Source organism: Glaesserella australis (assembly GCF_003260095.1).
Lineage (GTDB): Bacteria > Pseudomonadota > Gammaproteobacteria > Enterobacterales > Pasteurellaceae > Glaesserella > Glaesserella australis.
In genome coordinates, this window is the sequence record NZ_PTPX01000013.1 from 165,059 (window position 1) to 188,521 (window position 23,463).

Annotated in this window: 19 protein-coding genes; 7 read left to right on the forward strand and 12 right to left on the reverse strand. The window is 38.2% G+C overall.

Annotation, left to right across the window (positions count from 1 at the left end; genetic code table 11):
* Positions 1-67: 67 nt before the first annotated feature.
* The 3 genes from accA to C5N92_RS06670 form a co-directional block, all read right to left on the reverse strand.
* The gene (accA, locus tag C5N92_RS06660; RefSeq protein ID WP_111750059.1) at positions 68-1,021 is read right to left on the reverse strand and encodes an acetyl-CoA carboxylase carboxyl transferase subunit alpha; all 954 of its coding nucleotides are present in this window, start codon (positions 1,019-1,021) and stop codon (positions 68-70) included.
* Between the two features lie 120 nt (positions 1,022-1,141).
* Positions 1,142-2,551, reverse strand: coding sequence for a multicopper oxidase domain-containing protein (locus tag C5N92_RS06665; protein WP_111750060.1), 1,410 nt, complete (start codon positions 2,549-2,551; stop codon positions 1,142-1,144).
* A gap of 1 nt (position 2,552) precedes the next feature.
* A complete protein-coding gene (locus C5N92_RS06670) occupies positions 2,553-3,275 on the reverse strand; it encodes a 1-acylglycerol-3-phosphate O-acyltransferase (protein ID WP_111750061.1) in 723 nt (240 codons plus the stop codon).
* 218 nt (positions 3,276-3,493) lie between these two features.
* Between C5N92_RS06670 and tpx the strand changes: the two genes are divergently transcribed.
* Together tpx and C5N92_RS06680 are read left to right on the forward strand one after the other, a co-directional pair.
* Positions 3,494-3,994, forward strand: coding sequence for a thiol peroxidase (gene tpx, locus C5N92_RS06675; RefSeq protein WP_111750062.1), 501 nt, complete (start codon positions 3,494-3,496; stop codon positions 3,992-3,994).
* A gap of 728 nt (positions 3,995-4,722) precedes the next feature.
* Positions 4,723-8,076, forward strand: coding sequence for an autotransporter outer membrane beta-barrel domain-containing protein (locus C5N92_RS06680; RefSeq protein ID WP_111750063.1), 3,354 nt, complete (start codon positions 4,723-4,725; stop codon positions 8,074-8,076).
* A gap of 95 nt (positions 8,077-8,171) precedes the next feature.
* On the opposite strand, the gene C5N92_RS06685 is transcribed toward C5N92_RS06680, so the two are convergent.
* Entirely contained in the window at positions 8,172-9,404 is a 1,233-nt protein-coding gene (locus C5N92_RS06685) for an HNH endonuclease signature motif containing protein (RefSeq protein ID WP_111750064.1), read from the reverse strand.
* A 67-nt stretch (positions 9,405-9,471) separates the two neighbouring features.
* On the opposite strand from C5N92_RS06685, the gene C5N92_RS06690 reads away from it, so the two are divergent.
* Positions 9,472-11,283, forward strand: a complete 1,812-nt coding sequence (locus C5N92_RS06690) for a DNA cytosine methyltransferase (protein WP_202820554.1) — start codon at positions 9,472-9,474, stop codon at positions 11,281-11,283.
* 52 nt (positions 11,284-11,335) lie between these two features.
* Here C5N92_RS06690 and ccmI read toward each other — a convergent pair whose 3' ends face one another.
* The 5 genes from ccmI to C5N92_RS06715 form a co-directional block, all read right to left on the reverse strand.
* On the reverse strand, positions 11,336-12,220 hold the full coding sequence (ccmI, locus tag C5N92_RS06695) for a c-type cytochrome biogenesis protein CcmI (protein ID WP_111750065.1): 885 nt from the start codon (positions 12,218-12,220) through the stop codon (positions 11,336-11,338).
* Positions 12,217-12,678: a cytochrome c-type biogenesis protein gene (locus C5N92_RS06700; RefSeq protein ID WP_111750066.1), complete on the reverse strand. Its 462-nt coding sequence runs from the start codon at positions 12,676-12,678 to the stop codon at positions 12,217-12,219. Before C5N92_RS06700 ends, ccmI begins: the two co-directional genes overlap by 4 nt.
* Before the next feature lie 5 nt (positions 12,679-12,683).
* Positions 12,684-13,223, reverse strand: coding sequence for a DsbE family thiol:disulfide interchange protein (locus C5N92_RS06705; RefSeq protein WP_111750067.1), 540 nt, complete (start codon positions 13,221-13,223; stop codon positions 12,684-12,686).
* A 26-nt stretch (positions 13,224-13,249) separates the two neighbouring features.
* Positions 13,250-14,146: an archaetidylserine decarboxylase gene (gene asd / locus C5N92_RS06710; protein ID WP_111750068.1), complete on the reverse strand. Its 897-nt coding sequence runs from the start codon at positions 14,144-14,146 to the stop codon at positions 13,250-13,252.
* 87 nt (positions 14,147-14,233) lie between these two features.
* Complete coding sequence (locus C5N92_RS06715) at positions 14,234-14,575, reverse strand: ComEA family DNA-binding protein (RefSeq protein ID WP_111750069.1); 342 nt, start codon at positions 14,573-14,575, stop codon at positions 14,234-14,236.
* Between the two features lie 262 nt (positions 14,576-14,837).
* Here C5N92_RS06715 and C5N92_RS06720 point away from each other — a divergent pair, with 262 nt between their 5' ends.
* From C5N92_RS06720 to rfaC, 4 genes are all read left to right on the forward strand, one after another.
* Entirely contained in the window at positions 14,838-16,211 is a 1,374-nt protein-coding gene (locus C5N92_RS06720) for a LysM-like peptidoglycan-binding domain-containing protein (protein WP_111750070.1), read from the forward strand.
* A 63-nt stretch (positions 16,212-16,274) separates the two neighbouring features.
* Positions 16,275-16,688 carry an MliC family protein gene (locus tag C5N92_RS06725; protein ID WP_111750071.1) on the forward strand — a complete coding sequence of 138 codons (414 nt, stop codon included), beginning with the start codon at positions 16,275-16,277 and terminating at the stop codon, positions 16,686-16,688.
* Positions 16,685-17,737: a lipopolysaccharide heptosyltransferase II gene (waaF, locus tag C5N92_RS06730; RefSeq protein WP_111750072.1), complete on the forward strand. Its 1,053-nt coding sequence runs from the start codon at positions 16,685-16,687 to the stop codon at positions 17,735-17,737. Before C5N92_RS06725 ends, waaF begins: the two co-directional genes overlap by 4 nt.
* Positions 17,718-18,680 carry a lipopolysaccharide heptosyltransferase RfaC gene (gene rfaC / locus C5N92_RS06735; RefSeq protein ID WP_111750073.1) on the forward strand — a complete coding sequence of 321 codons (963 nt, stop codon included), beginning with the start codon at positions 17,718-17,720 and terminating at the stop codon, positions 18,678-18,680. Before waaF ends, rfaC begins: the two co-directional genes overlap by 20 nt.
* A 4-nt stretch (positions 18,681-18,684) precedes the next feature.
* Here the strand turns inward: rfaC and C5N92_RS06740 are convergent, their stop codons facing one another.
* The 3 genes from C5N92_RS06740 to ffh all read right to left on the reverse strand — a co-directional run bounded on the left by C5N92_RS06740 (position 18,685) and on the right by ffh (position 23,435).
* Positions 18,685-19,902, reverse strand: a complete 1,218-nt coding sequence (locus C5N92_RS06740) for a capsule biosynthesis protein (RefSeq protein WP_111750074.1) — start codon at positions 19,900-19,902, stop codon at positions 18,685-18,687.
* Positions 19,903-19,916: 14 nt separating this feature from the next.
* Positions 19,917-21,968, reverse strand: coding sequence for a capsular polysaccharide biosynthesis protein (locus C5N92_RS06745; protein WP_111750075.1), 2,052 nt, complete (start codon positions 21,966-21,968; stop codon positions 19,917-19,919).
* A gap of 75 nt (positions 21,969-22,043) precedes the next feature.
* Positions 22,044-23,435, reverse strand: coding sequence for a signal recognition particle protein (gene ffh, locus C5N92_RS06750; RefSeq protein WP_111750095.1), 1,392 nt, complete (start codon positions 23,433-23,435; stop codon positions 22,044-22,046).
* Between the last annotated feature and the right edge of the window lie 28 nt (positions 23,436-23,463).

The window sequence follows — 23,463 nt, forward strand, 5'->3', positions numbered from 1 at the left end:
CAAAAAGAAAGCGGTAAGAGATTTGCAAAATATTGCTTTCATCTTACCGCTTGATCATGATAAATGATTAAACGTAACCGTAATTCATCAGACGTTGATAACGACGATCTAACAACGATTCCGCATCTAACGGCGATAAATCCGCTAAATCTTCCAGCAAGCGTTTTTTCAAGTTCGCAGCCATTTCATCAAAGTTACGATGTGCACCGCCTAACGGCTCTGGCACGATGTTGTCGATCAGCTCAAGCTCTTTTAAACGTGGGGCGGTTAAACCCATTACTTCCGCTGCGGTTGAGGCTTTTTCGGCACTTTTCCATAAAATAGAGGCACAGCCTTCAGGGGAAATAACGGAATAGGTGCTGTATTGCAACATATTCACTTTATCGCCCACACCAATCGCTAACGCACCGCCCGAACCGCCTTCGCCGATTACGGTACAAATCACTGGCACTTTTAAGGTGGACATTTCACGCAAGTTGCGAGCAATCGCTTCAGATTGACCACGCTCTTCTGCCCCAATGCCTGGATAAGCTCCCGGTGTGTCAATAAAGGTAATGATCGGCATATTAAAACGTTCAGCCATTTGCATTAAACGCAACGCTTTGCGATAGCCTTCAGGGGCTGGCATACCAAAGTTGCGTTTGACTTTCTCTTTCACGGTACGTCCTTTTTGATGACCAATGACCATCACAGGACGACCGTCTAAACGAGCAATACCGCCGACAATCGCTTTATCGTCAGCAAAAGCACGGTCGCCTGCCAGTTCATCAAATTCGGTGAAAATACGCTCAATATAATCTAGCGTATAAGGGCGACTTGGGTGGCGAGCCATTCGTGAAATTTGCCACGCATCTAAGTCAGAAAAGGTTTTTTTAGTGAGTTCTTCGCTCTTTTTCTGTAAACGAGCGATTTCATCATCAAGGTTGATTTTGTTATCGTTACCCACCGCCGAACGCAAGGCTTCAATTTTCGCTTCTAGCTCCGCAATCGGCAGTTCAAAATCTAAGTATTCTGTGGTCATAATTTTTCCTATCTGTTTTGGCAGAAATAAAAACGCCCGTATTCTATCAGTGAATGTGACATAAGCGGTAAGATTTCCACGTTTTTTTGCAAATTTTCTCGCTGATCCGACCGCTTGTGGCTATTCACTGACAGTAAACTGCCCCATACAGCCTCTATCTCTGAGCATGAGATCTGATGCCCCGAAGGTAAGTGGAAGCTGTGGCGACGCACTATGCTCAAAACGGACTAAAAGCGTGACTTCTTCTGAAGGATTAAGCCATACGGTATCTCGCCAAGCTAATTGTTTATACGGTTCAGCTTGTTTATTTCGTGTTTCGACAATAAATTTCGCACCCTGTAAGGTAAAGCCGACGGCATCAGTCGTGGTTAAATACCAACGCTCCACTGTGCCTTTTTTCACATCAAAGTCTATTCGTTTTGGATCAAACCGTTGTTGATTAATCAAACGATCTAACGGACGTAAACTCAATTTCCGCTCTTGCACAATACTTAATTTAAAGTCATCGAGATTAAAATGAGGTAACGTCGGAGAAACATTTAATGCTGAAGGCAATCCTTCAGGGCGTAACTCGACGACAACATTATCTTTTAATTCATCATTATCTTTAAAAAATTGGCTGACTTCATAGAAGAAATTCCGTTTTTCACCGTGGATCAAAGAAACTGTTTCACCTTCATTTAGGTCAACCAAAACTTCAATTCGTTCTGATGGTGCAAGTGAAATCTGCGTCATTTCTACCATTTCAGATAAAAATCCGACACCCGTTGCAATTAAATAAAGGGGTTTATCGTTATCTAAACGTAATTCATAACGTCTTGATAATGAAGCATTAACGATGCGTAAACGAACCCAGCCACGTGGTACATTCACATAAGGCGATTCAACACCATTAACAAACAAACGCTTACCAAAAAATTGCGGTGATTGGGTATCTAAGACCTGAACACCTTCATGATTAATCAGCTGATCTTGCAAGATGAGTGGAATATCATTCACGCCATATTTATTCGGTAACGCCGCTTTTTTGCTTTCGCTATCTTCGATAAACCATAAACCGACGATACCACGATAGACTTGAAAAGCGGAATTTAACATCGTATCGGCATAATACCACGCAGTACAAGCGGGTTGATTGACCGATAAAATTGGAGACCAGCTGCTATTTTTGGTTATTTTTCGGTGAATGGAGCCAATCATCTCTGTAGGTGCAAGTAAGCCTTGGATATTAATAGAAAGATCTTGAGGCAAACTATTGAGATAAGTCAGTTTAACAAAATCGCCTGATTTGACTCTCACCGTTGGTGCTAAATAGCGTCCATTCGCCCCCCAAACATCGACTAATTTCTTTGAATCAAATTGTGTTTGAGCAGGTCGAAAATCAAGTCGAATGGGTCTTCCCCTTCCCACATCCATAATAGGTGGAATGACAAGAGAAGGGCGATCTTTAGCCAATAAAGGAGTTGGAGCAACTGTTAAAGCCCCGGTAACAACGGAACGTTTTAGAAATTGCCTACGAGAAAGTTTCATACTATTTACGTTCTAACTGTGCGACTTCTTGATCTAATTGTTCAATTCTATCTTTCATCACCTGATGACATTTCTCGATGAGCTCTTTGAGATTATCACGATCATAACCTGATGTATCAATAGGTTCTAATTGTTCACAAATAACAACACCATTATTCCAACGATTTAAATCAATTTTATCGTGAGTGGTAGAACATACGATAGGCACAATCGGGATACCTGCAGAAATGGCAGTATGAAATGCCCCTGTCTTAAACGGCAACAACCCACGCCCACGGCTACGAGTACCTTCAGGGAACATCCAAATCGAAATCTGTTTATCTCGAATAATTTCACTCACTTTATTCATTGTACTGATTGCACTGCTACGTTTTTCACGATGAATAAAAATATTCCCCGTTGCCCAATAAACTAAGCCAAAAAAAGGAATCCAAATCAAACTACGCTTTCCAATACTCACCGTTTTTGGTGGAACCATCGCGGCAATCGTTACCATGTCATAGTTATTTTGATGGTTTCCAATATAGATGGCTGGTTTATCAAATCCCGCATAATTTCGTGTAATTAATTGAACACCCAGAAGTTTATGTAGGGAACCGAACATACGAGCAACCACACCAACACTGCTTGGATGGCGTAAACGGAACAACGCATAAATCGTACCGACCAAACTAATCAGCATTGCCAAGGTTGCAACACTCACAATACGAAAAATTTTCAACATAATCAAAACCTTAATGTAGGGTGGGCATCCTTGCCCACCGTTTAAATATCATTTATGAATGGTGGGCAAGGATGCCCACCCTACTAGCAACAGAAAGTATAGCCGAGATATGCTCATTTGCCAAAAAGATAAGCATAAACTATTGCTAAAATTCATTTCCATTTAACTCAGAAATCATTATATTGCGTAGGTCTTTTTCAACCTATTTAGGAGCAATTATGAGTCAAGTTACTTTAGCTGGAAATCCAATAGAAGTCGCCGGACAATTCCCACAAGTGGGTAGTTCTGTGGCAAATTTTACCCTTGTGAGCAACGGCTTAGCGGACGTTTCTCTTGCTGATTTTGCTGGCAAACGCAAAGTCTTAAACATTTTCCCAAGCATTGACACCGGCATTTGTGCCACTTCTGTGCGCGTTTTCAACAAAGAAGCAGCAGAATTGGCAAACACAGTGGTACTTTGCATTTCTGCAGACTTACCATTCGCACAGGCCCGTTTCTGTGGAGCAGAAGGCATTGAAAACGCCCAAACGCTTTCAACTTTCCGTAATAAAGCGTTCCACCAAGCTGTTGGCGTTGATATTGCTACAGGTCCACTTGCAGGCTTAACCGCCCGTGCGGTAATTGTGTTAGATGAAAACAACAACGTCCTACACAGCGAATTAGTCCCTGAAATCAAACAAGAGCCAAACTATGTCGCTGCGTTGAATGCATTAAAATAAGACAATAGTACAAAAGATTAGATAAAACATAGCTTAGAGCCTTATACTACAAGGCTCTAAATTAGCGTTGCCAATTATTTTGCTCTCTCTGCTATATATTCAGGATAAAAGGTCATATAGTTCTATCAATTACCTGTAATATACTGAAAATTAACCTGACTCTCCGAATAATTGCATTTTTTGTGTAACTACCACATAAGATTAAAATTTTTATACTAAACCTACCGCTTGTAATTTGATCAAGAAACGAACTAATTTTAGACTTTTTATTCAACTATATTACTCCAACGTATTAGAAATATCTTTCTCATTAATCACCATTTAATATCTAAACATTCTCCTGCATCAACTGACATATTAGCGCTGTTATATAGCATATATTGCTTCATATATTTTATGACGTTAGATAAATTAAGAATATATTGACTTGAAAGAAGAGTTTATTTTGTAAAAAACGGTTTATGTAGTACTCATACAAATACAGCATAACATAGGGCATTTTTTAAGTTTTGTGCAACTATAATATAGAAATAAAATCACAAGGAAATTTAACAATTATAATTAATTTTATTTAATTAAATAAATTCAACTGTTTTATTCTTAACCAGAGTTTATTGCATTCACTAAAATTTTTTGCTCTAATCTTCGCCCTCATTATTTTTTTAATAAACATTTATTAGAAGAGTAGTGAGGAATATTTTATGTTTTTTTAGAAGGAAATTTAAATCATGAAGAAAAAAAATTTAGTTATTGCATTAGCAATGGCGCCACTTTTCTTTATAGATGCTAATGCTAACCAAGCATCTAGTAGTCTATCAACTACAGCAAGATATTATCCTGCTGCCACAAATAGTTATTACAAATATTCATCTATATATAGGAATAACTATACTTCCTGGTATAACTCATATTATTCTAAGCCAATAACAAGAACGGTTACAACAACAGTAAATGGGGTAACAACCACTAAGATTTATACAACAGTGAATGGCAGAACAACTGTGAGAGTAATTACATCTACAGTTAGAACGCCTATTGTTACCAATCCAAGAAAACCTGTCGTTGAAACCCCAACGAAACCAGTCGTAGATACAAAACCTGTCGTTGAAACCCCAACGAAACCAATTGTAGATACAAAACCTGTCGTTGAAACTCCAACGAAACCAGTCGTAGATACAAAACCTGTCGTTGAAACTCCAACGAAACCAGTAGTAGATACAAAACCTGTCGTTGAAACTCCAACGAAACCAGTGGTAGATACAAAACCTGTTGTTGAGACTCCAACGAAACCTGTCGTGGAAACTCCAATCATTATTAAACCTAGCACCCCAATTATAAATCGTCCAATAGTTGTTGCTGAGAATGTACCAGTAAGAGGTGTTCAATGGAATGATGTGACAAGAGGGTACAATCTAAGAGATCCAAATAATAAACAGAACGTTAATTTAGACGGTAAAGGTGTTATTGTTGGTATTTTGGATAGTGGCTTTAAGAATAACTCTATGGCTGATGATATCACTAAAAAATTTGGCGATAGAGGCATTGTTCTTGAAACAGGTCGTACAGCTCCATCTAGCGCTACACATGGTGTAATGGTTGCTGAAATGGTTGGCGGTAATACAACTAACGGCGTAGCTCCTGGCGCAACACTATTATTATCGGATATTACAAAAATTACTTTAAGTGGTACCGGCTTATTAGCTACTAAATCTATATATAATGATTTATGGAATCGTGGTGCACGAATTTATAATCAGTCATATGGAATACCTAAGCCTTTGACTTACTTTAATGATAGAAAGAATTCTATTTATTATTATGCTCACCAGATGGATTCTTCTCTTCTAGATTGGTATAAAGAAAAGGTAGATCAGGGCGGTTTATTTGTTTGGGCAGCTGGTAATACGAGAGGAGACAAAAATCCTACTCTACAAGCAGGATTACCATATTATGAGCCTGAATTAGAAAAAGGATGGATTGCCGTTGCTGCTTTAGCGACAAAAACAAATGCAGATCTAGGTAATGTCGAATGGAATAATTTATTACCATACTCACAAGCCGGGGTTGCAAAAAACTGGACTATTTCTGCTGTGGGTGATTATGCCTTTAACCTAAATAAACGAGATGTGGTTGCAAGTGGTTCATCATTTGCTTCTCCTGCGGTAACTGGTACAGCAGCTCTAGTAAAACAGAAATACCCTTGGATGGATGGTAATCTGATTAAACAATCCATCTTAACAACTGCTACTGATATCGGTGAACAAGGTGTTGATGATGTTTATGGTTGGGGCTTACTTAACGTCGAAAAAGCAGTCAAAGGACCTGCTCGCTTTGATACTCGCCTAACAAAAGCAGATAATGTTTCAGTAAATATTCCAAGTGGAAGCTATATTTTCGAAAATGATATTGATGGTGATGCGGGACTAATAAAAAATGGTGCTGGAGAACTAGTCTTAGCTGGAGATAGTAGCTTTACTGGTGATACTACTTTACATGCAGGGGCAATCACTATTAATGGCAAGAGCTATGCTTCTAAAATTAATGTAGGTGAAAATGGTACGTTAGTTACTAACAATACAACCTTAGAGAATAAAGTGAGTAACCAAGGTACTTTGATAAATCAAGGTAGCTCAACTATTCAAAGTGATTATGAAGCAGCAAAATCAAGTAGATTAGTATCAACATTAGGTTCTACTCTTAATGTAAAAGGAAACGTTGATCTAAATGATTCCACATTAACCTTAACATCGAATAAGGGCGATAGAGCGGAATATGTTACTGCGAAAGGTGTAACTAATAGAACATTAATTGCTGATGGTATCATAACAGGTAATTTTTCTAAGATTGAATCTGTAGGCTTATTGAATGTAAAAGCAGTACAAAGTAATCCTAATGAAATTAGTACAACAGTAAGTCGTGCTAATGTTGTTGATTACGTAAATGAAACATCTTCGAATGAGAAAATGTGGGAAAACGTAGCTACAGCTTTAGAAAACAGTTTCACTGTCTTAGACAATAAACTTGAAAATGATAGCAACGGACTTAATGATTCTTTTGTAGAAAGTGCAGCTGTTTTACAAAATAGTATTACCGATGTGAATGCAAGAAGTGCAGTATTAGATAGTTTATCAGGACAAATCTATGCTTCAGCTCAAGCTTTAACATTTGAGAATTCGGAAACTGTCAATAAAGATTTATCAAACCGTCTTGTGATGCTCGGCGCATTAGATCATCTAGGAGATAATGCTGGCGTATGGGTAACAGGAATTTATGGTAATGGTGTACTAAAAGAGAATGGTTTTGGTGAAGGAAAAACTAATACGTATGCTGGACAACTAGGTATTGATAAAAAAATCTTTGATGATTTTATTCTGGGAGCTGCTTTCAATTATTCGAAAGCAAAAGTTGAATTCGATCGTTATGGTGGAAGTTCAAAAGCTGATGGTATCGGTGCATCTTTATATGCTCGTTTAGGCAATAAACATAAAACACCTTGGTATTTACAAGGGCGTTTAGGTTTTGGTCGTGTAGATTCAGATGTCGAACGTAATATTATCTTAGATGATTCGAATGTGAGTACTGCAAAAATCAATCACAAAGACCGAGTTTTATCTGCTTATATAGAGTCTGGCTATGATTTTAGAATGAATAACGTGTCATTAACTCCATTTGTAGGTTTAAATCATGATGTTGTTAGACGAGGCGCATTTAGTGAGCAAAATAGCCAATTTGGTCTTACAGCAGATAAAGCTACTTATAAACAAACAAGTGGTTTAATTGGTTTACGTACATCACTTGATGTAGATTGGAAAGGAATGAAAACAACTATCCAAGGCTACGTGAATCACCAGAGAGCCTTTAAAGAACAAGATCTTAGCTTTAAAGCAAACTATACAGGTTTATCAGATGCTAAATTTGATGTAAAAGGTATCTCTTTAGCGAGAAACAAAACTTGGGTTGGTGTAGGTGTATTAACACAGGTAAATAAAAATGTTGCCTTATATTCTAACTATGACCTGAAACTTTCTGGTAATAAAGGACGTAATAACGTAGTTACTGCCGGTATCAGAATTAATTTCTAGATAAAAAAAACATCTAGGACCAAATAGTTTAAATATTAGCTTAAAGCCTTATTATAAAAGGTTTTAAGCTATCTTCCATTTACTCTACCGATTTTTTAGCGCAATTTATCATAAATATAATTCACTAATTTTTCATCTGTCGGATCATCAAAAAAGTTAGAAACATATCCCTTTGCACTTGGTGAATTTTTCAAAATATTTCGAATAAGGCTCTTTTGATATTCTTCATCCGCTCTATTTTTTGTTAGAGCTCTATGACAAGATGGACAAATTTTAACAAGATTATCAATTTGATCGCCATTTCTATCACTTGAAAATGAGATAACATGGTGAATTTCTAAATAAAATCTATCACTATTGCGTAATTTAAAAGTTCTACTTTCTAATGGATAAATATCTTTGCAGCAAACACATTCATCTTCATACAAGCCCTTTGCAATATTAACAATGCTTGATGAACGATTTTGTATCATATTATCATCTGAAGCATTGACAAATCCTAGCTGGGTACGCAACGCTTGAACCTGAAGATTAAGTTGGTTTTGATCATTCTCTTCTATTTGGTTAAGAATTTTATTCCGATAAATAACCAAACGTTCCATAAAACCATTTTCAGTATCATCTTTTTCTCTTTTTAAAGAGATTTCAGCTTTTAAACACTGCAGAATTTCATGCTTATAAATATTAACATTCGATAAATCATAATCAATTAATTCTGAAAACCATTTTAAATTTACTCTGATTTGAGTATTTCTACGATGTATATTTTCCTTATACTGCTGTTGAAGCTCTCTAAAGTTTAGATTTAATTGGCGAACATCTGAGATATTTGTTAATAATTTGAAAATATAATCTAGATACTCATCCGTTTGAATATCCCTGTTCACATCAACCGCATAAAAATTTGTTTTAGGATCAGCACTACCTCGTAATCCCATCAGTCCAAGTAACAAGACTCTTTCAAACTCTGAATCTGTATAATGTTCTGTCCCTTTTCTCTGAATCTTTTTATATAACGTTGTAATAAATTGAGATGGTGTATAGATACGCTTACTTCGTTGTAGTTTACAAATATGTCGGCTACCTTGAATAATAAAAGGAATACCAGACCAATCGCTCAATAATTTGTTATTACTTTGGTATATTTCCTGGGTTAGTTCTATTGAAGTAAATTTAGAAGATCGATAGGACGACACAATTTCAAAATTACCATCCCTATCAATAGAAAAATTGAAAAAAGCTGAGATTAAGCCTTCTAATGTTGCATTCTCTATAAATTGATCGACATTTAACATCATATCACTCCTTACTTTTTGAGCGTTTGCCATTCACAAACATATCCTAAATTCTAGACCTATGTTAGAATTGAGGGTAATTTTTTATCACCCTCAAAAAATGATGAATTTTAAAATATTAGACCTTTTTGCTGGCGCTGGCGGAATCTCTTGCGGACTAGAACAAATTGACGGATTCCAAACTGTCATTGCCAATGATTTTAATCATGATGCTTTAAACACATTTAAACATAACCATCCTAATGCTATCACTATTTTGGGGGATATTTCTGATCCTACCACAAAAGAAGCAATCATCCATCAAGCTGAATTACTGGGTGTTAATATGATTGTAGGAGGCCCACCCTGTCAGGGATTTTCAAATAAAGGGAAAAAGCTAGGGTTAGCAGACCAACGCAATTTTCTTTTTTTAGAATATATTGATGTTGTTCAAAGACTCAAACCAGCTATTTTTATTATTGAAAATGTTAAAAATTTAATTTCTTGCGCTGATGGCTATTTCATTAACGAAATTGTAGACACTTTTACTCAACTAGGTTACCAAGTCGAATATCGAGTTTTAAATGCCCGAGAGTTTGGTGTACCACAAAATCGAGAAAGAGCTATTATTATAGGCGCTTTGAATTTTGCTTTTGATTTTCAGGATTTACAACGAGAAGAATATGCTAAAGTGAATGTTAGAGATGCCATTTCTGACTTGGCTTATTTAAATTCATCTGAAGGAAGCGATGTCTCGCTCTATTTAAATGATCCACAATCAGCATACCAAGAGCAACTGCGTAACAAAACAGGTCAGCTATTTAATCATAAAGCAACTAACCATGCCCAAATTGCTTTAGATAAATTAAAAATGATCCCACCTGAATGTGGAAAAGAATATTTACCTGAAACACTCCATGGTAAACAAAAATTCAATACAACTTGGGCGCGTCTTGAATGGGATAAACCAAGCCCAACAATCGATACTAGATTTGATACACCATCTAATGGTAAAAACTCGCACCCATACTTACATCGAGCTATCACACCAAGAGAAGCTGCTCGTTTACAAAGTTTTCCTGATAATTACCAATTTTTAGGTAGTAAAACCGAAATTTGTAAACAAATTGGTAATGCTGTTCCACCTTTATTAGCTAAGGCATTAGGTAAATCAATTAAGCGCCAAATGAGTTATTTCAATAGTAAAATAGAGACATCAAATTACCAAATTTTTAATGGTAATATGGACTATGTTTATAACTATTTTGTCGAAAACAATGTGGTTTTTGATCATATCATCACAGATCCACCTTATGTCATTTCCCAAGAAAATAACTTTTCTACCATGTCTTCCAGTAAACGAAAAGGCATTGATTTCGGAAATTGGGATAAGGATTTTGACCCAACACAGTGGATTGCTAAATACGCTAAATTACTCGCTAAAAATGGATCAATGATCATCTTCTGTTCTTATCGGAATATTAGTTATATCGTTGACGAATTAGAAAAAAATGGATTACAAGTAAAAGACTTTATTGAATGGAAAAAGACAAATCCTATGCCTAGGAATATCCATAGACGTTATGTTCAAGACACAGAATTTGCCGTTTGGGCAGTGAATAAAGGTGCAAAATGGACCTTTAATAAGCCCGAAGATGTTCCTTACCTACGCTCAACCTTTACTACACCAACAGTTGCTGGGATAGAGCGCACGGAACACCCAACACAAAAAAGCCTAAAATTATTTATGGAGATACTAAAAATTCATACGAATAAGAACGAGCTTATTTTAGATCCTTTTATGGGAAGTGGTACAACGGGAGTTGCTGCAGTTATGTTAGGTAGAAAATTTATTGGTGTTGAGCTATCAGAAACCTATTTTGATATCGCATCGAAAAGATTATCATCCACTACTGAAACAACATCTATATAAAAATAAAGGGAGCATAATTAAATATGCTCCCTTTTACTATCTATTTTTGAGTCTATTTTTTCTCTATTTTTATCATAGATAACGCAGACTGCATACTACGCTCTACAATGGAACGACGGGGATCATTTTCAGGCATCAATTTCAACATCATTCCCCATGTTGCTGCTGCCATTTGATAATCTTCTCTTTCAAACGCACGGAAAGCTAATAAGCTTAGTGCATTCGTATTGGTATGATCTTTCTTAATAACATCATTTAATAACGCTTCACCTTGAGATTTATCTTTAGGATCTTCAGAAAACAAGAGAATTTCAGCGTGGCGCAATTTATAGTCTGTATTTTCTGGCTTTAACTGGCTTGCTTTCATAAAACTATCAAGCGCTAGCTGCCCATTATTTAACGCCATTCCAACCTGACCTAACATAAACCATGTTTTATCGTCTTGCGGATTATTTTGAAGTTCGACTCGCAATGCCATCGCAAATTGATTAAGTTCTTGCTCAGAAAGTGGATCTGTCTCTTCTGTTTTAATCCGTTCATAGAAATAGCTCAATTTTTTATGACTCATCTCAAGCATTGTTCCGCTAAACCATGAACCCACATTCCAATAAATCCCTGCACTTATACTGCCAACTAAAAGAATTAATGCGACAAACCATGCTTTTCCAAAGGATTGTTTTGTACTTTCTACTTGTGTCTGAGAAACGGGAATATCATCAAGCAAACTCTGCTGTAACTCCAATTTTGTCTGCTCTGCATCTTCAATTACACCCACACTCTCTTCACGTTCAACTTCTTTCAAACGATCAAAATAGAAAGCTTTATTAAGATTATCTCGTTTTTGAGTGCTGAAACTAGGACGTTTTTTCAATAACGGATAAAAAGCCACAACACCAATGGCTAATGTAATTAAGGTGACGATAATCCAAAAATTCATTCTTTATCCTTTTCATTTAAAATTTGGTTTAAACGAGCGTGATCGATCGTATTTGCATTTTTTTGCTCAAAACTCACCGCTTGTTGTGCTTTTTTACGTCGCCATAAAATCCCTAAACCAATACCAATTAATAGCAATGGCATTAACCATAATAAAACCGTAGCAGGTGTGATTGGTGGATCATAGGTCACAAAATTCCCATAACGCTCTACCATGTAAGTGACCACTTCGTCTTTATTTTTTCCTTGCTTTAATAGCTCAAGGGTTTTATTGCGCATATCGGTAGCAATCGTTGCATTAGAATCCGCAATATTATTATTTTGACATTGTGGGCAACGTAGTTCCTGAATTAAAGCACGATAGTCAGCTTCTTGCTTGGCATTATCAAATTGTTGGATTTCAACTGAAGCCATACTGAGCGTAGGAATCAGCCATAAAAGTGCAAAAAATTTTTTCATAGCGATTATTTCAATTTTTCGTAAATAGGTTTTAATACTTCATGCCAAACTTTCGCATTTACATCACCAGTATGGCGATAATGAATTTTACCACTTCCATCAATAATAAAGGTTTCAGGCGCGCCATATACACCGAGATCTAAGCCTAAAGAGCCTTTAGGATCATAAATAACTGCCTTATAAGGATCGCCATAGTCTTGTAAAAACTTTAATGCTTTCACTCGCTCATCTTTATAATCTACCCCAACAATTTCAACCCCTTGTTTAGCCAAGATGGTTAAAAATTGATGCTCTGCAAAACAAGTTGGACACCAAGTTGCCCACATATTCAATAGACGTGGCGAACCCGTTTTTACAACAGCATTATCAAGAATCTGCTTTTCATCGTGTAACGATTCGAGCTTAAAATCAGGAATCGTTTTTCCCACAAGAACAGACTCTAATGCTTTGGGATCTTCCCCGCTTGCATTGCGTTGTAATTGAACCATGAAGGTAATAATCAAGCCTAAAAAAACAATCAGGGGAATCAGTAGTTTTGCTTTCATTTTGTTGTTTCCTTACGATGTAATGGCTATGAGAAATTAATTTTCCCCAAACGCTCTCCCATTCTTGTCGGTTCACCTGCTTTTAAATGAGCTTCCAACTCAACAGCGCCTTTCGGGAATAAGTTAATCACAGTAGATCCTAAACGGAACGCCCCCATTTCTTCGCCTTTTTTCAAATGAACGGCTGTTTCACCTGTAGTGAGATATTCGTAAACAGTGACTTCCTTCGCTCTCGGCGGATTGACCACACCAGCCCAAACGGTACTCATACTTGCCGTAATAGTTGCCCCCACTAAAATTTGTACCATAGGACCAAATGCCGTTTCAAACTCACAAATTACACGCTCGTTACGGGCAAAAAGATTTGGTACATGTTCCGCTAAGAAAGGATTTACCGAAAAGAGTTCGCCTGGCACATAAATCATTTTGCGTAATGTGGCATCACACGGCATATGGACACGGTGATAATCTCTTGGCGATAAATACGTAGTAATAAAAGTCCCGTTTTTGAATTTTTCAGCCAATGGCATATCATTTGCTAATAAAGTTTCTAAGCTAAATTGATGGCCTTTTGCTTGTAATAATTGGTTCTCTTCAATAGAACCTAATTCGCTTACACGTCCGTCTGCAGGCAAACAAAGAGCTTGAGGATCTTGATTAATTGGACGCGCATTCTCTTTTAATGGACGAATAAAAAATTCATTAAAAGAAGCATAATCTGAAGCCGCTGTTTTCTCTGCTTCAGAAAGATTAACTTGATATTTTTTCGCAAATAATTTGATGATTAAATGAGTGACTACGCCCCATTTACGCTCTGCTAACCAACCGGCTGCTTGTGTTAAATACAGCTGTGGCATCATATATTGAAAAGCAATTTTGGCACGTTGTGCATAACTTGGTGATGGATAAGATTTTAGTTCCATTGGATATCCGATAATAAATCACTTAAAGGGCGCAAATTATAACACAACTAAATAGGAGAAGGGGCGAATAATCATTCGCCCCCCAAATTACTCAATCACAATGCGATCACGATTTTTCTCCAGTGTCGCTTTACCTATACCTGATACTTCAGTAATCTGCTCCACAGTGACAAATTTTCCATGTTTTTCACGATATTCCACAATCGCTTGCGCTTTTTTAGCCCCAATACCAACTAGCTTATCCTGAATTTCCGCCGAGGTTGCAGTGTTGATATTTACCACATTCACATTGACGGCTTTGGTTGTCGCAACTTGTTCTGTAACCACAGGCGTTGACTCCGTTGGGGTTTGTACTTTTTGCTCCGCAAATGACGTCACGGTAAAAAGCCCAAATAACAAACTAAATGTATATTGAGAAAGTTTTTTCATAGATTGCTCCTTGTTAGGTTAAAACGAGCCTTAACCTTACAAAGTGGCGCTTTTTAATTCAACGCACAAAAATAATTTTCTCGACAGAGATCGAAAAAATAAAAAAAGGATTGGACAAAACGAGATCTTTTATTTTGCATATTCTTTACAAATTTTTGCATAAAAGTCACCGCTTGTTGCAGAATTTTTAATGCTGATAAGAGAGAAATCCTTTAGAATAAAGATATTTTTTCGTCCTTAATTATACTTACTTGGAATCATTATGAGCCAACAAAATATGCGTAAAGAGCCAACTTTTGGTCAACCTTCTACCACACAAAATAATGTAGAAGCCGAAAATATCGAACATCAAGAAACAGTTAACAAAGAAAAAGTAAATGCTCAAAAATTAGCATTTTCTCTTCATTCGAGTAAATCACCTGGACATACATTTACACCTGTGATGAAAAGACCTGTTGAAACATCTCAAAACTTATCCTCAATGGAAGAACAGGCAGAACAAAAAGCACAAGCTGTTGAACAACCAAAACCAGTAGCACCCCAAGTAACAAAAAATGCAGGGTTTGCTTTCGCACCAGTTGCAGAAGAAAAAGTGGCTCAGGAAACAGCAAAAGAAGCCGTGCAAGCAGAAACAAAATCTGCCATCGAAACACAAAAACCAACAACAGTGGTACCACCAAGTATGAATACAAACAATATTGAACGCGTTATACCAACACAAACTCAGCCTGAAACTAAAACATCAGCGATGAATAAAGTACCATCAAAATATCGTCGCCTTATTTTAGTTGGTTTATTAGCCTTAGCACTTCTGTTGGTATTCTTTTTACTCAAACCGAGTACACCTGAGACGGTAGAACAGCTCCAAGAGCAAGGTAATAGTTTACCGATTGAGTTCCGCCCTGTTGATGAAGCAGAAGCCAAACGTGCCGAAGAAGAAGCAAAAGCAATGCAAGAAGCTCAAGCAGCAGCGAACAGCCAACAGGCTGAAACGACGGCTACACAACAATCAACAACACCAGCAACAGAAACCACAGCACCGACAGCGCCTGTTGCAACAGATAGCGTAACAACACAACAACCTGTAGCGCAAACAACAGAAACTACGCCTGCAGTTGCAGTTAAACCTGCGATGCCAGCTGTAACAGAGCCAGTAAAACCTGTTGTAAACAAACCGGTTGTGATTGAAGAAGCGAAAAAACCAGCATCCACTGGCAGTGTGATTTATCAAGCTGAAACAGAAAAAGCACCAGCCGTTGAGAAAAAAGTGGAAAAACTCAAACCAGCACCGCAACCAAAAGCGGAAGTAAAAACAGAAAAAGTAACCACACAAGTTGCTGAAAAAACAAAAGCAGTCGCAACAACACAAAAAACAGCTACACCTGTTGCAAATGGTATTGTTGCAACAAAAACATTAACCGTCCCTAAAGGCATCTCATTAATGCAAGTGTTCCGCGATAACAATTTAAATATTTCAGATGTTAATGCGATGAGCAAAGTTAATAGTGCGGTGAGCAATCTAAAAGTGGGCGAAAAAGTCACTGTGAGATTAGATAAAAATAATCGTGTCGCAGAAATGAGTATTGGCGCAGGAAAATATATTCGCCAAGCGGATGGTAGTTATATCTTTAGATAAATAAAAATGAAGGCAACGCAACGCACGTTGCCTTTTTTCTCAATAGGATAAAAGGAGAATAAAATGAACATTATAGGGAAATCTACAGCTATTCTTTTTATATCACTCGGTGGAATACTCCTTTCTGCTTGTACTCTACCAGGTATGTCTCCCGTAGCCCAAGTTGATAAAAAACAATTTTTGTCTGAATCGGCTCAAAGTAATACAGTAGTAAAAGTAAAAGAGTGTTCCATTACTGAATATCAATGCAAGAATAATAAAACGGTGACTATTCAACCAGATAATACTAAAAAAGCGATTCACCTAACCTTTGCACAAACAACCCATACGTTATCTTCGGTCGTCACGAAAAAAAGTCAAAAATACAGCAACATTCGTTGGGTATGGTCGGAAGACTTTAGTGGAAAGTGGAAACTGCGTGATAATCGCAATAAAGTACTGGCAGAAAATTGTGTGAAAAAAGAGAGTTCTCAATGAATATTTTAGTTATTTCACCTTCTTGGGTGGGGGATATGATGATGTCCCACGCCCTTTATCAACAGCTCAAAGCGAACTATCCAAATTGCCACATTGATGTGATGGCGCCTGATTGGTGTCGCCCGTTACTTTCTCGCATGCCTGAAGTGCGTAAAGCGATTTCAATGCCGATTGGACATGGCTCCTTCGCCCTTTGCAAACGGTATGATTTAGGTAAAAGTTTGCGAAATCAGTACGATATGGCAATCGTTCTGCCTAACTCACTCAAATCTGCGTTTATCCCTTTGTTTGCGAAAATCCCACAACGTCGTGGCTGGAAAGGTGAAATGCGTTACGGCTTTCTCAATGATTTACGCAACAATAAAAATGACTATCCGATGATGGTGCAACGTTATGTGGCGTTAGCTTTTGAGCAAGGCAAAATTCCAAATGCAGAACATTTACCTATCGCTTATCCTTATTTGCAGGTCGATACTGAACAAATCGTTCAAACTAAACAGCATTTTGCTAAACAGTTTGAGTATGCAGAAAACCGTCAAGCGATTGGCTTTTGTCCGGGTGCAGAATTTGGACCTGCGAAACGTTATCCGCATTACCACTACGCTACGCTCGCACACAAACTGATTGAGCAAGGCTATTCGATTCGCCTATTTGGTTCAAAAAAAGATGAAGAAGTTGGCGAACAAATCCGCAACAGCCTACCAGAACAACTACAACGCTACTGCATTAACCTTGCTGGGCAAACCAATTTAAACCAAGCAGTTGATTTAATCGCCGACTGCAAAGCGATTGTGAGCAATGACTCGGGCTTAATGCACATCGCCGCAGCCCTAAACCGACCGCTTGTTGCACTTTATGGACCGACAAGCCCGCAATATACGCCACCACTGTCAAAAAATGCGGTGATTATCCGCTTGATTGAAGGCGGTTTAATTAAGATCCGCAAAGGCGAAGGACAAGATGGCTATCATCAAAGCTTGATCGATATTCAGCCTGAAATGGTGTTAGATAAACTAGACGAATTACTGCATGAAAGTTCTGATCGTTAAAACCAGCTCAATGGGTGATGTAATTCACACATTGCCCGCCTTAACCGATGCACAAAAAGCGATTCCTGATATTCAGTTTGACTGGGTAGTGGAAGAAACCTTTGCGGAGATTCCCCGTTGGCATCATGCGGTAAATCAAGTTATTCCTGTTGCTATTCGCCGTTGGCGGAAAAACTTGCTTTCCGCACAAACATGGAGTGAATGGAAAGCGTTTAAACATCAATTACAAGCCACAAAATATGATGCAATAATTGATGCGCAGGGCTTGCTCAAAAGTGCTTTTTTAGTCACTCGATTAGCGCATGGCAATAAATATGGCTACGATAAACAGAGTGCGAGAGAAGGACTGAGTAGCTGTTTTTACGATAAGACTTTCGATATAGCCTACCAGCAACACGCCGTAGAACGTATCCGTAAACTTTTTGCATTATCGCTCGGCTACTCACTGCCTGTAGAGACGGGGGATTATGGTCTTACGCAAACTTTTGCAAAAAATTCGTCAAATCTGACCGCTTGTAAGCCTTATCTTGTTGCGATTCATTCCACAACCCGTGAAGATAAACATTGGTTGGAAGAACATTGGAAAACGCTCTTCCAACAGCTTACCGAACAAGGTATTGAAATCCATCTACCTTGGGGGAATGATAAAGAAAGGGCAAGGGCAGAACGTTTAGCCCAAGTTTCACCGATGGTAAAAGTCTTACCCAAACTCACTCTTGCAGAACTTGCCCAACATATTTCAGGGGCAAAAGCGGTGGTTTCCGTCGATACAGGATTAAGCCATTTAACCGCTGCATTAGATAAGCCAAATGTGATTTTATATGGTGCCACCAATCCTAAATTGATCGGCGCTTATGGCAAAGCGCAAATCTATTTGACGAATAATGGCATGGAGAAGATTTTACCGAAACAGGTATTAGAGCATTTAAGTTTCATAAAATAAGCTATTAATTATATGGATAACGAAGAATAACTTTATTATAAAAACTTCCATTAATATGCGTCTTACTTAAATGAAATTTATGATAGGCATCAAATAATTCTGCATTCGGCGGAATTGGGTTAGACCAAAACGTTTTGAGTTCCCCCTGATAAGTGAGCCCTTCTATATCATAATTGGCACGACCTAGGGTTTTGACAGGCATATTATGTAATAGCGCAGATAAGCCACTCGTACTATTTAATGTCACCATGCCTTTTCCATAGCGTAAAAATACGGGCATTGGAACATCGTGAATGTAAAAAATACGACCTGATAATTGTGGATATTTCTTGCAGTACTCATCAATGACCACGCCATAATCAATAAAACCGCGATCCATAGGGTGATGCTTCACAATAAGGTTTAAATGGGTTGGCGCATCCTGAACAAAAGAGTCAAGCACATCTCTTAAAAAGTCTTCGACACTATTGTAATCGCTATGCACAAGAATTTGGCTATCATCATATACTTGTAATGGAACAATAAAGAACTCACCAAACTTCCCTTTCTCAACATTTCTCGCAAAAGAGTGGTCATAAATATAATAATGTAATCTTTTAATGCCCGATGTGATCCAAAGTTTGATGTAATATAAGGTGTTTAAAATACGATGGTGTTCATATTTTGGATATTTATGGCGACAATAATAACTACTAAAGTAGTACTGAATAGCCAATTTTGCCATTGGGATAAACCCTTTTGCGACGGTTTTCGGTGCAGAAATGGAAGGAAATTTACCTTCAAATTGCTTAAAAAAATGAGCATCCCTTGGAATTGGGGAAAACGCATTAACGCCCCCTTTTTCAAGAGTAATGTAATGTGGTCGAAAGTAACCTTCTTCAAATGCCCAAAAATCAATATGAAGATGATCAGCCACTTTTTTCGTAATACGATGATATTTTCGATTGTCACCAAAACAAACAATACTATCTATTTGATGTTCCTGACAAAATTTATGCAAATACCCCGAGAAATCCTTAAGACTTTCTCGATAAGCAAAGGTATTTGGCTCACTTTGTGGATAAAAAAGCTGATCCCCCGCATTTAAATTTATCTTAAATACGGTTTTATGTTGAGATTGTAACCACTGAGAAAACTCATAAAAAAATGAACCTATTGGTCCTTGTAGCAATAAAATATTCTTTGATGAATCCACTAACTCATCTAAATAATGGCGAACCATACTTCACCCGCTTATTATTGTAATGTTTGATAAAGTTGTCTTAACTTACCGATCTGTTTTGCAATCCAAGGGCGACGAATACCATCATTACCTTGATGTAATTTTTGTTGCTGCAAAATATGGATTGCTCCTTGTGCATTAATAAATTGTTTTCTTTGCGGATCAACATAAAACGGATAATAGACCAATACCGCAGAGATTAGTTCATTTAAACTTAATCGGCGAGTTCTTCTCTCTAATTGTAGCTGATCTTGCGTCAAACCCCAATTTGCATAGAACGGAAGCCCATAACAGTGTACTACTTTTTCTCGTAACAGAGCTTCAAACCCTGCAAGAGATGTCATCGTATGTACTTCATCTACTTGCATAATACAGTCTAAAATATTTGCTGTCTCTACAATTTCATCAGCGTATTTTAACGCTTCTTCCATTGGAATATGACCAATTCGATTACCACTTACAACATCTGGATGGGGTTTATAGATAATATAGGCATCGGGATTCAATTCTCTAACTTTACGTAATAAATCAAGATTTCTCTTAATTTTTGGGGAGCCTAAACGGATAGACGCATCATCTTCTACTTGCCCTGGAACCAGAATAGTACGTTTTTCTGTTTGCACCAGCTTAAAGCCTTGACTACCGACATTATATTTTCCAATATTTTCAGACACTAAACGCTGCTTAATGATATCTGCTTGCGTAAGATCCCAATTTGAAAAGTGCTGATTTTGCAAAATCCACTCTAAACGTGAAGGTATCTCTACATTAAAGTAAATCCCCAAATCATCCACCACTAATGAGAGCGGCGCAACCAAATTTGACCCTAGCCCAACAGAGCGAATAAAGCCATCTTCCATACGTAATACAGGGAGATGATGTTGCTGAGCAAATTCATGTAATGCAGGTTTCCCCGCACCCCAAATAAGTAATTTTGCATTCTCTGCAAGCGGTTGGTTTTCTAATTTTTTTTGCGAAGAGACAAAATGTAAATGACACAAAGGCAATTTAAAAAAGGGTTTAATGACAGCCTGTTTCCATAACGACATACCAACACAATAGAGATTACCAGCTAAACGTTGATTAAGTAATTTAGCACGTTGGAGATAATCAATGACATCGAAAATAGAGCCTGCTTCTTGCGTATTAGGATCAATATAACGACTATATTGTAAATAACTTGCGATAAAAAGTTGCAATATACTCCGTGTTTGACGACGCTCACCAAGTAACTGGATATTCGGATGGCGATCATCAGTCACCCCCCATCCCGCAAACCAAGGTACACCAAAGGTCACGACTTTTTTATTAAAGAGTAATGCTTCAAAACCTAATTGCGATGTCACACAATAGACTTTATCGACAACATCCAATAAAGAAGGGGGATTCACATCTTGCGTGAAGAGCTTAATACGTTCACCATATGCACTCAACTCGGTTAAATAACCTTTTTTCTTACCACTTAACACATCAGGATGCGTTTTTACCCAAATTTCAGCATCGGGATTCTCAGCGATAGCAGCATTGAGCATTTGTTTAAAATGTTGTTCATCTGCTTGACCATATTTAACCGCCATATCACCGAAAGTCTGATCGACAACTAAAACTCGTGCTTTTCTTTCACGTTCTGTCTCCTGAAAATCGCGTGCATGATTATATTTAGATAATTTATATTGCTTAATGAATTGAATGGCTTTTTCAGCATCTGCGAGTAAGTTTGCATCAACCTGATTCGCTAAAATGAGTTGCTCTAACCGAGAAGGACGGGTGGTATCATAATAGATCCCAATATCATCATAGACTAAAGAAAAAGGCGCATATCCTTGAACACCCAATCCAAGCGAACGTAAAAATCCATCTTCCAAGGCAATATAAGGTAACTTATGCTGAGCGGCATACTGACGTGCTTTTTTTGTCGTAGGACGCATCCCCCAACCAATTACGGCATCAATACCGGATGATGCCTGAAAAAAGGAGGCAAGTTTAGGATTATGCTCGGGCAAAAACGCTTGTAGCGCAGGTAATTTCAAAATACCACGAGAAAAGATTAAGGATGTCGTCTTCATAAATTGCAAAAAATGATGAATATCTTACCGCTTGTCAAAAGAGAAAAGGTGGATTTCTCCACCTAATATGAAAAATTATTTGCGCCCAAACATTCCGCCAAGTCCGCCTAAGCCACCGCCTAGACCGCCCATCATGCCTTTCATGCCACGCATCATTTTCGCCATACCGCCTTTACGCATTTTTTTCATCATACGTTGCATTTCGTCAAACTGTTTCAGCAATTTATTCACATCTTGCACCTGCGTGCCAGAGCCAAGTGCAATACGGCGGCGGCGTGAGCCTTTGATAATATCAGGGTTCGCACGTTCTTTGAGTGTCATTGAGTTGATGATCGCTTCCATTTTCACGAACATCTTGTCATCTACTTGGTTTTTGACGTGATCAGGCAAGTTTTTCGCCCCTGGCAATTTCTCAAGCATCGACATCATTCCGCCCATTTTTTTCATTTCAACCAACTGCTCACGGAAGTCATCAAGGGTGAAATCATCGCCTTTCTTGAATTTTGCCGCCATTTTCTCGGCTTTTTCCTGATCGACCGAACGCTGTAAATCTTCGATCAACGACAGCACATCGCCCATACCCAAAATGCGTGAAGCAATACGGTCTGGGTGGAATGGCTCTAACGCATCAGTTTTCTCTCCAACCCCTAAGAATTTAATCGGCTTGCCTGTGATTTGGCGAATAGACAACGCCGCACCGCCACGGGCATCACCATCGACTTTGGTTAAAATCACCCCCGTCAATGGTAGAGCTTCGTTAAAGGCTTTGGCAGTATTTGCCGCATCTTGACCCGTCATTGCGTCCACGGTGAAGAGCGTTTCAATCGGGTTCAACACCGAATGAATTTGTTGGATCTCCTCCATCATCTCGCCGTCCACGTGTAAACGACCGGCGGTATCGACAATCAACACATCAAAGAAATTAAGTTTAGCGTGTTTGAGTGCTGCTTCGGCAATCTCAACCGGTTTTTGCGATGTTTCCGTTGGGAAGAAATCGACTTTCAACGCTTCCGCTAAGGTTTGAAGCTGTTTGATCGCCGCAGGACGATAAACGTCCGCCGACACAACAAGCACTTTTTTCTTATGGCGTTCTTTCAAAAACTTCGCCAATTTGCCTACAGACGTGGTTTTACCTGCCCCTTGCAAACCTGCCATTAGAATTACCGCAGGTGGTTGTGTCGCAAGGTTCAAGCCCTCGTTCGCCTCGCCCATCGCTTTTTCTAACTCGGCTTGCACGATTTTTAGGAACTCTTGCCCCGGCGTTAAGCTCTTATTGACTTCCTCACCAATCGCACGTTCTTTCACCTTGTTGATAAACTCACGCACCACAGGCAACGCCACGTCTGCCTCAAGCAACGCCATACGCACTTCACGCAGGGTATCTTTAATGTTATCTTCAGTTAAACGCCCTTTACCCGTGATATTTTTCAGGGTTTTGGATAGTCTGTCGGATAGGTTCTCAAACATAATCTTTTCTCTTTTGCAAAATTTTGGC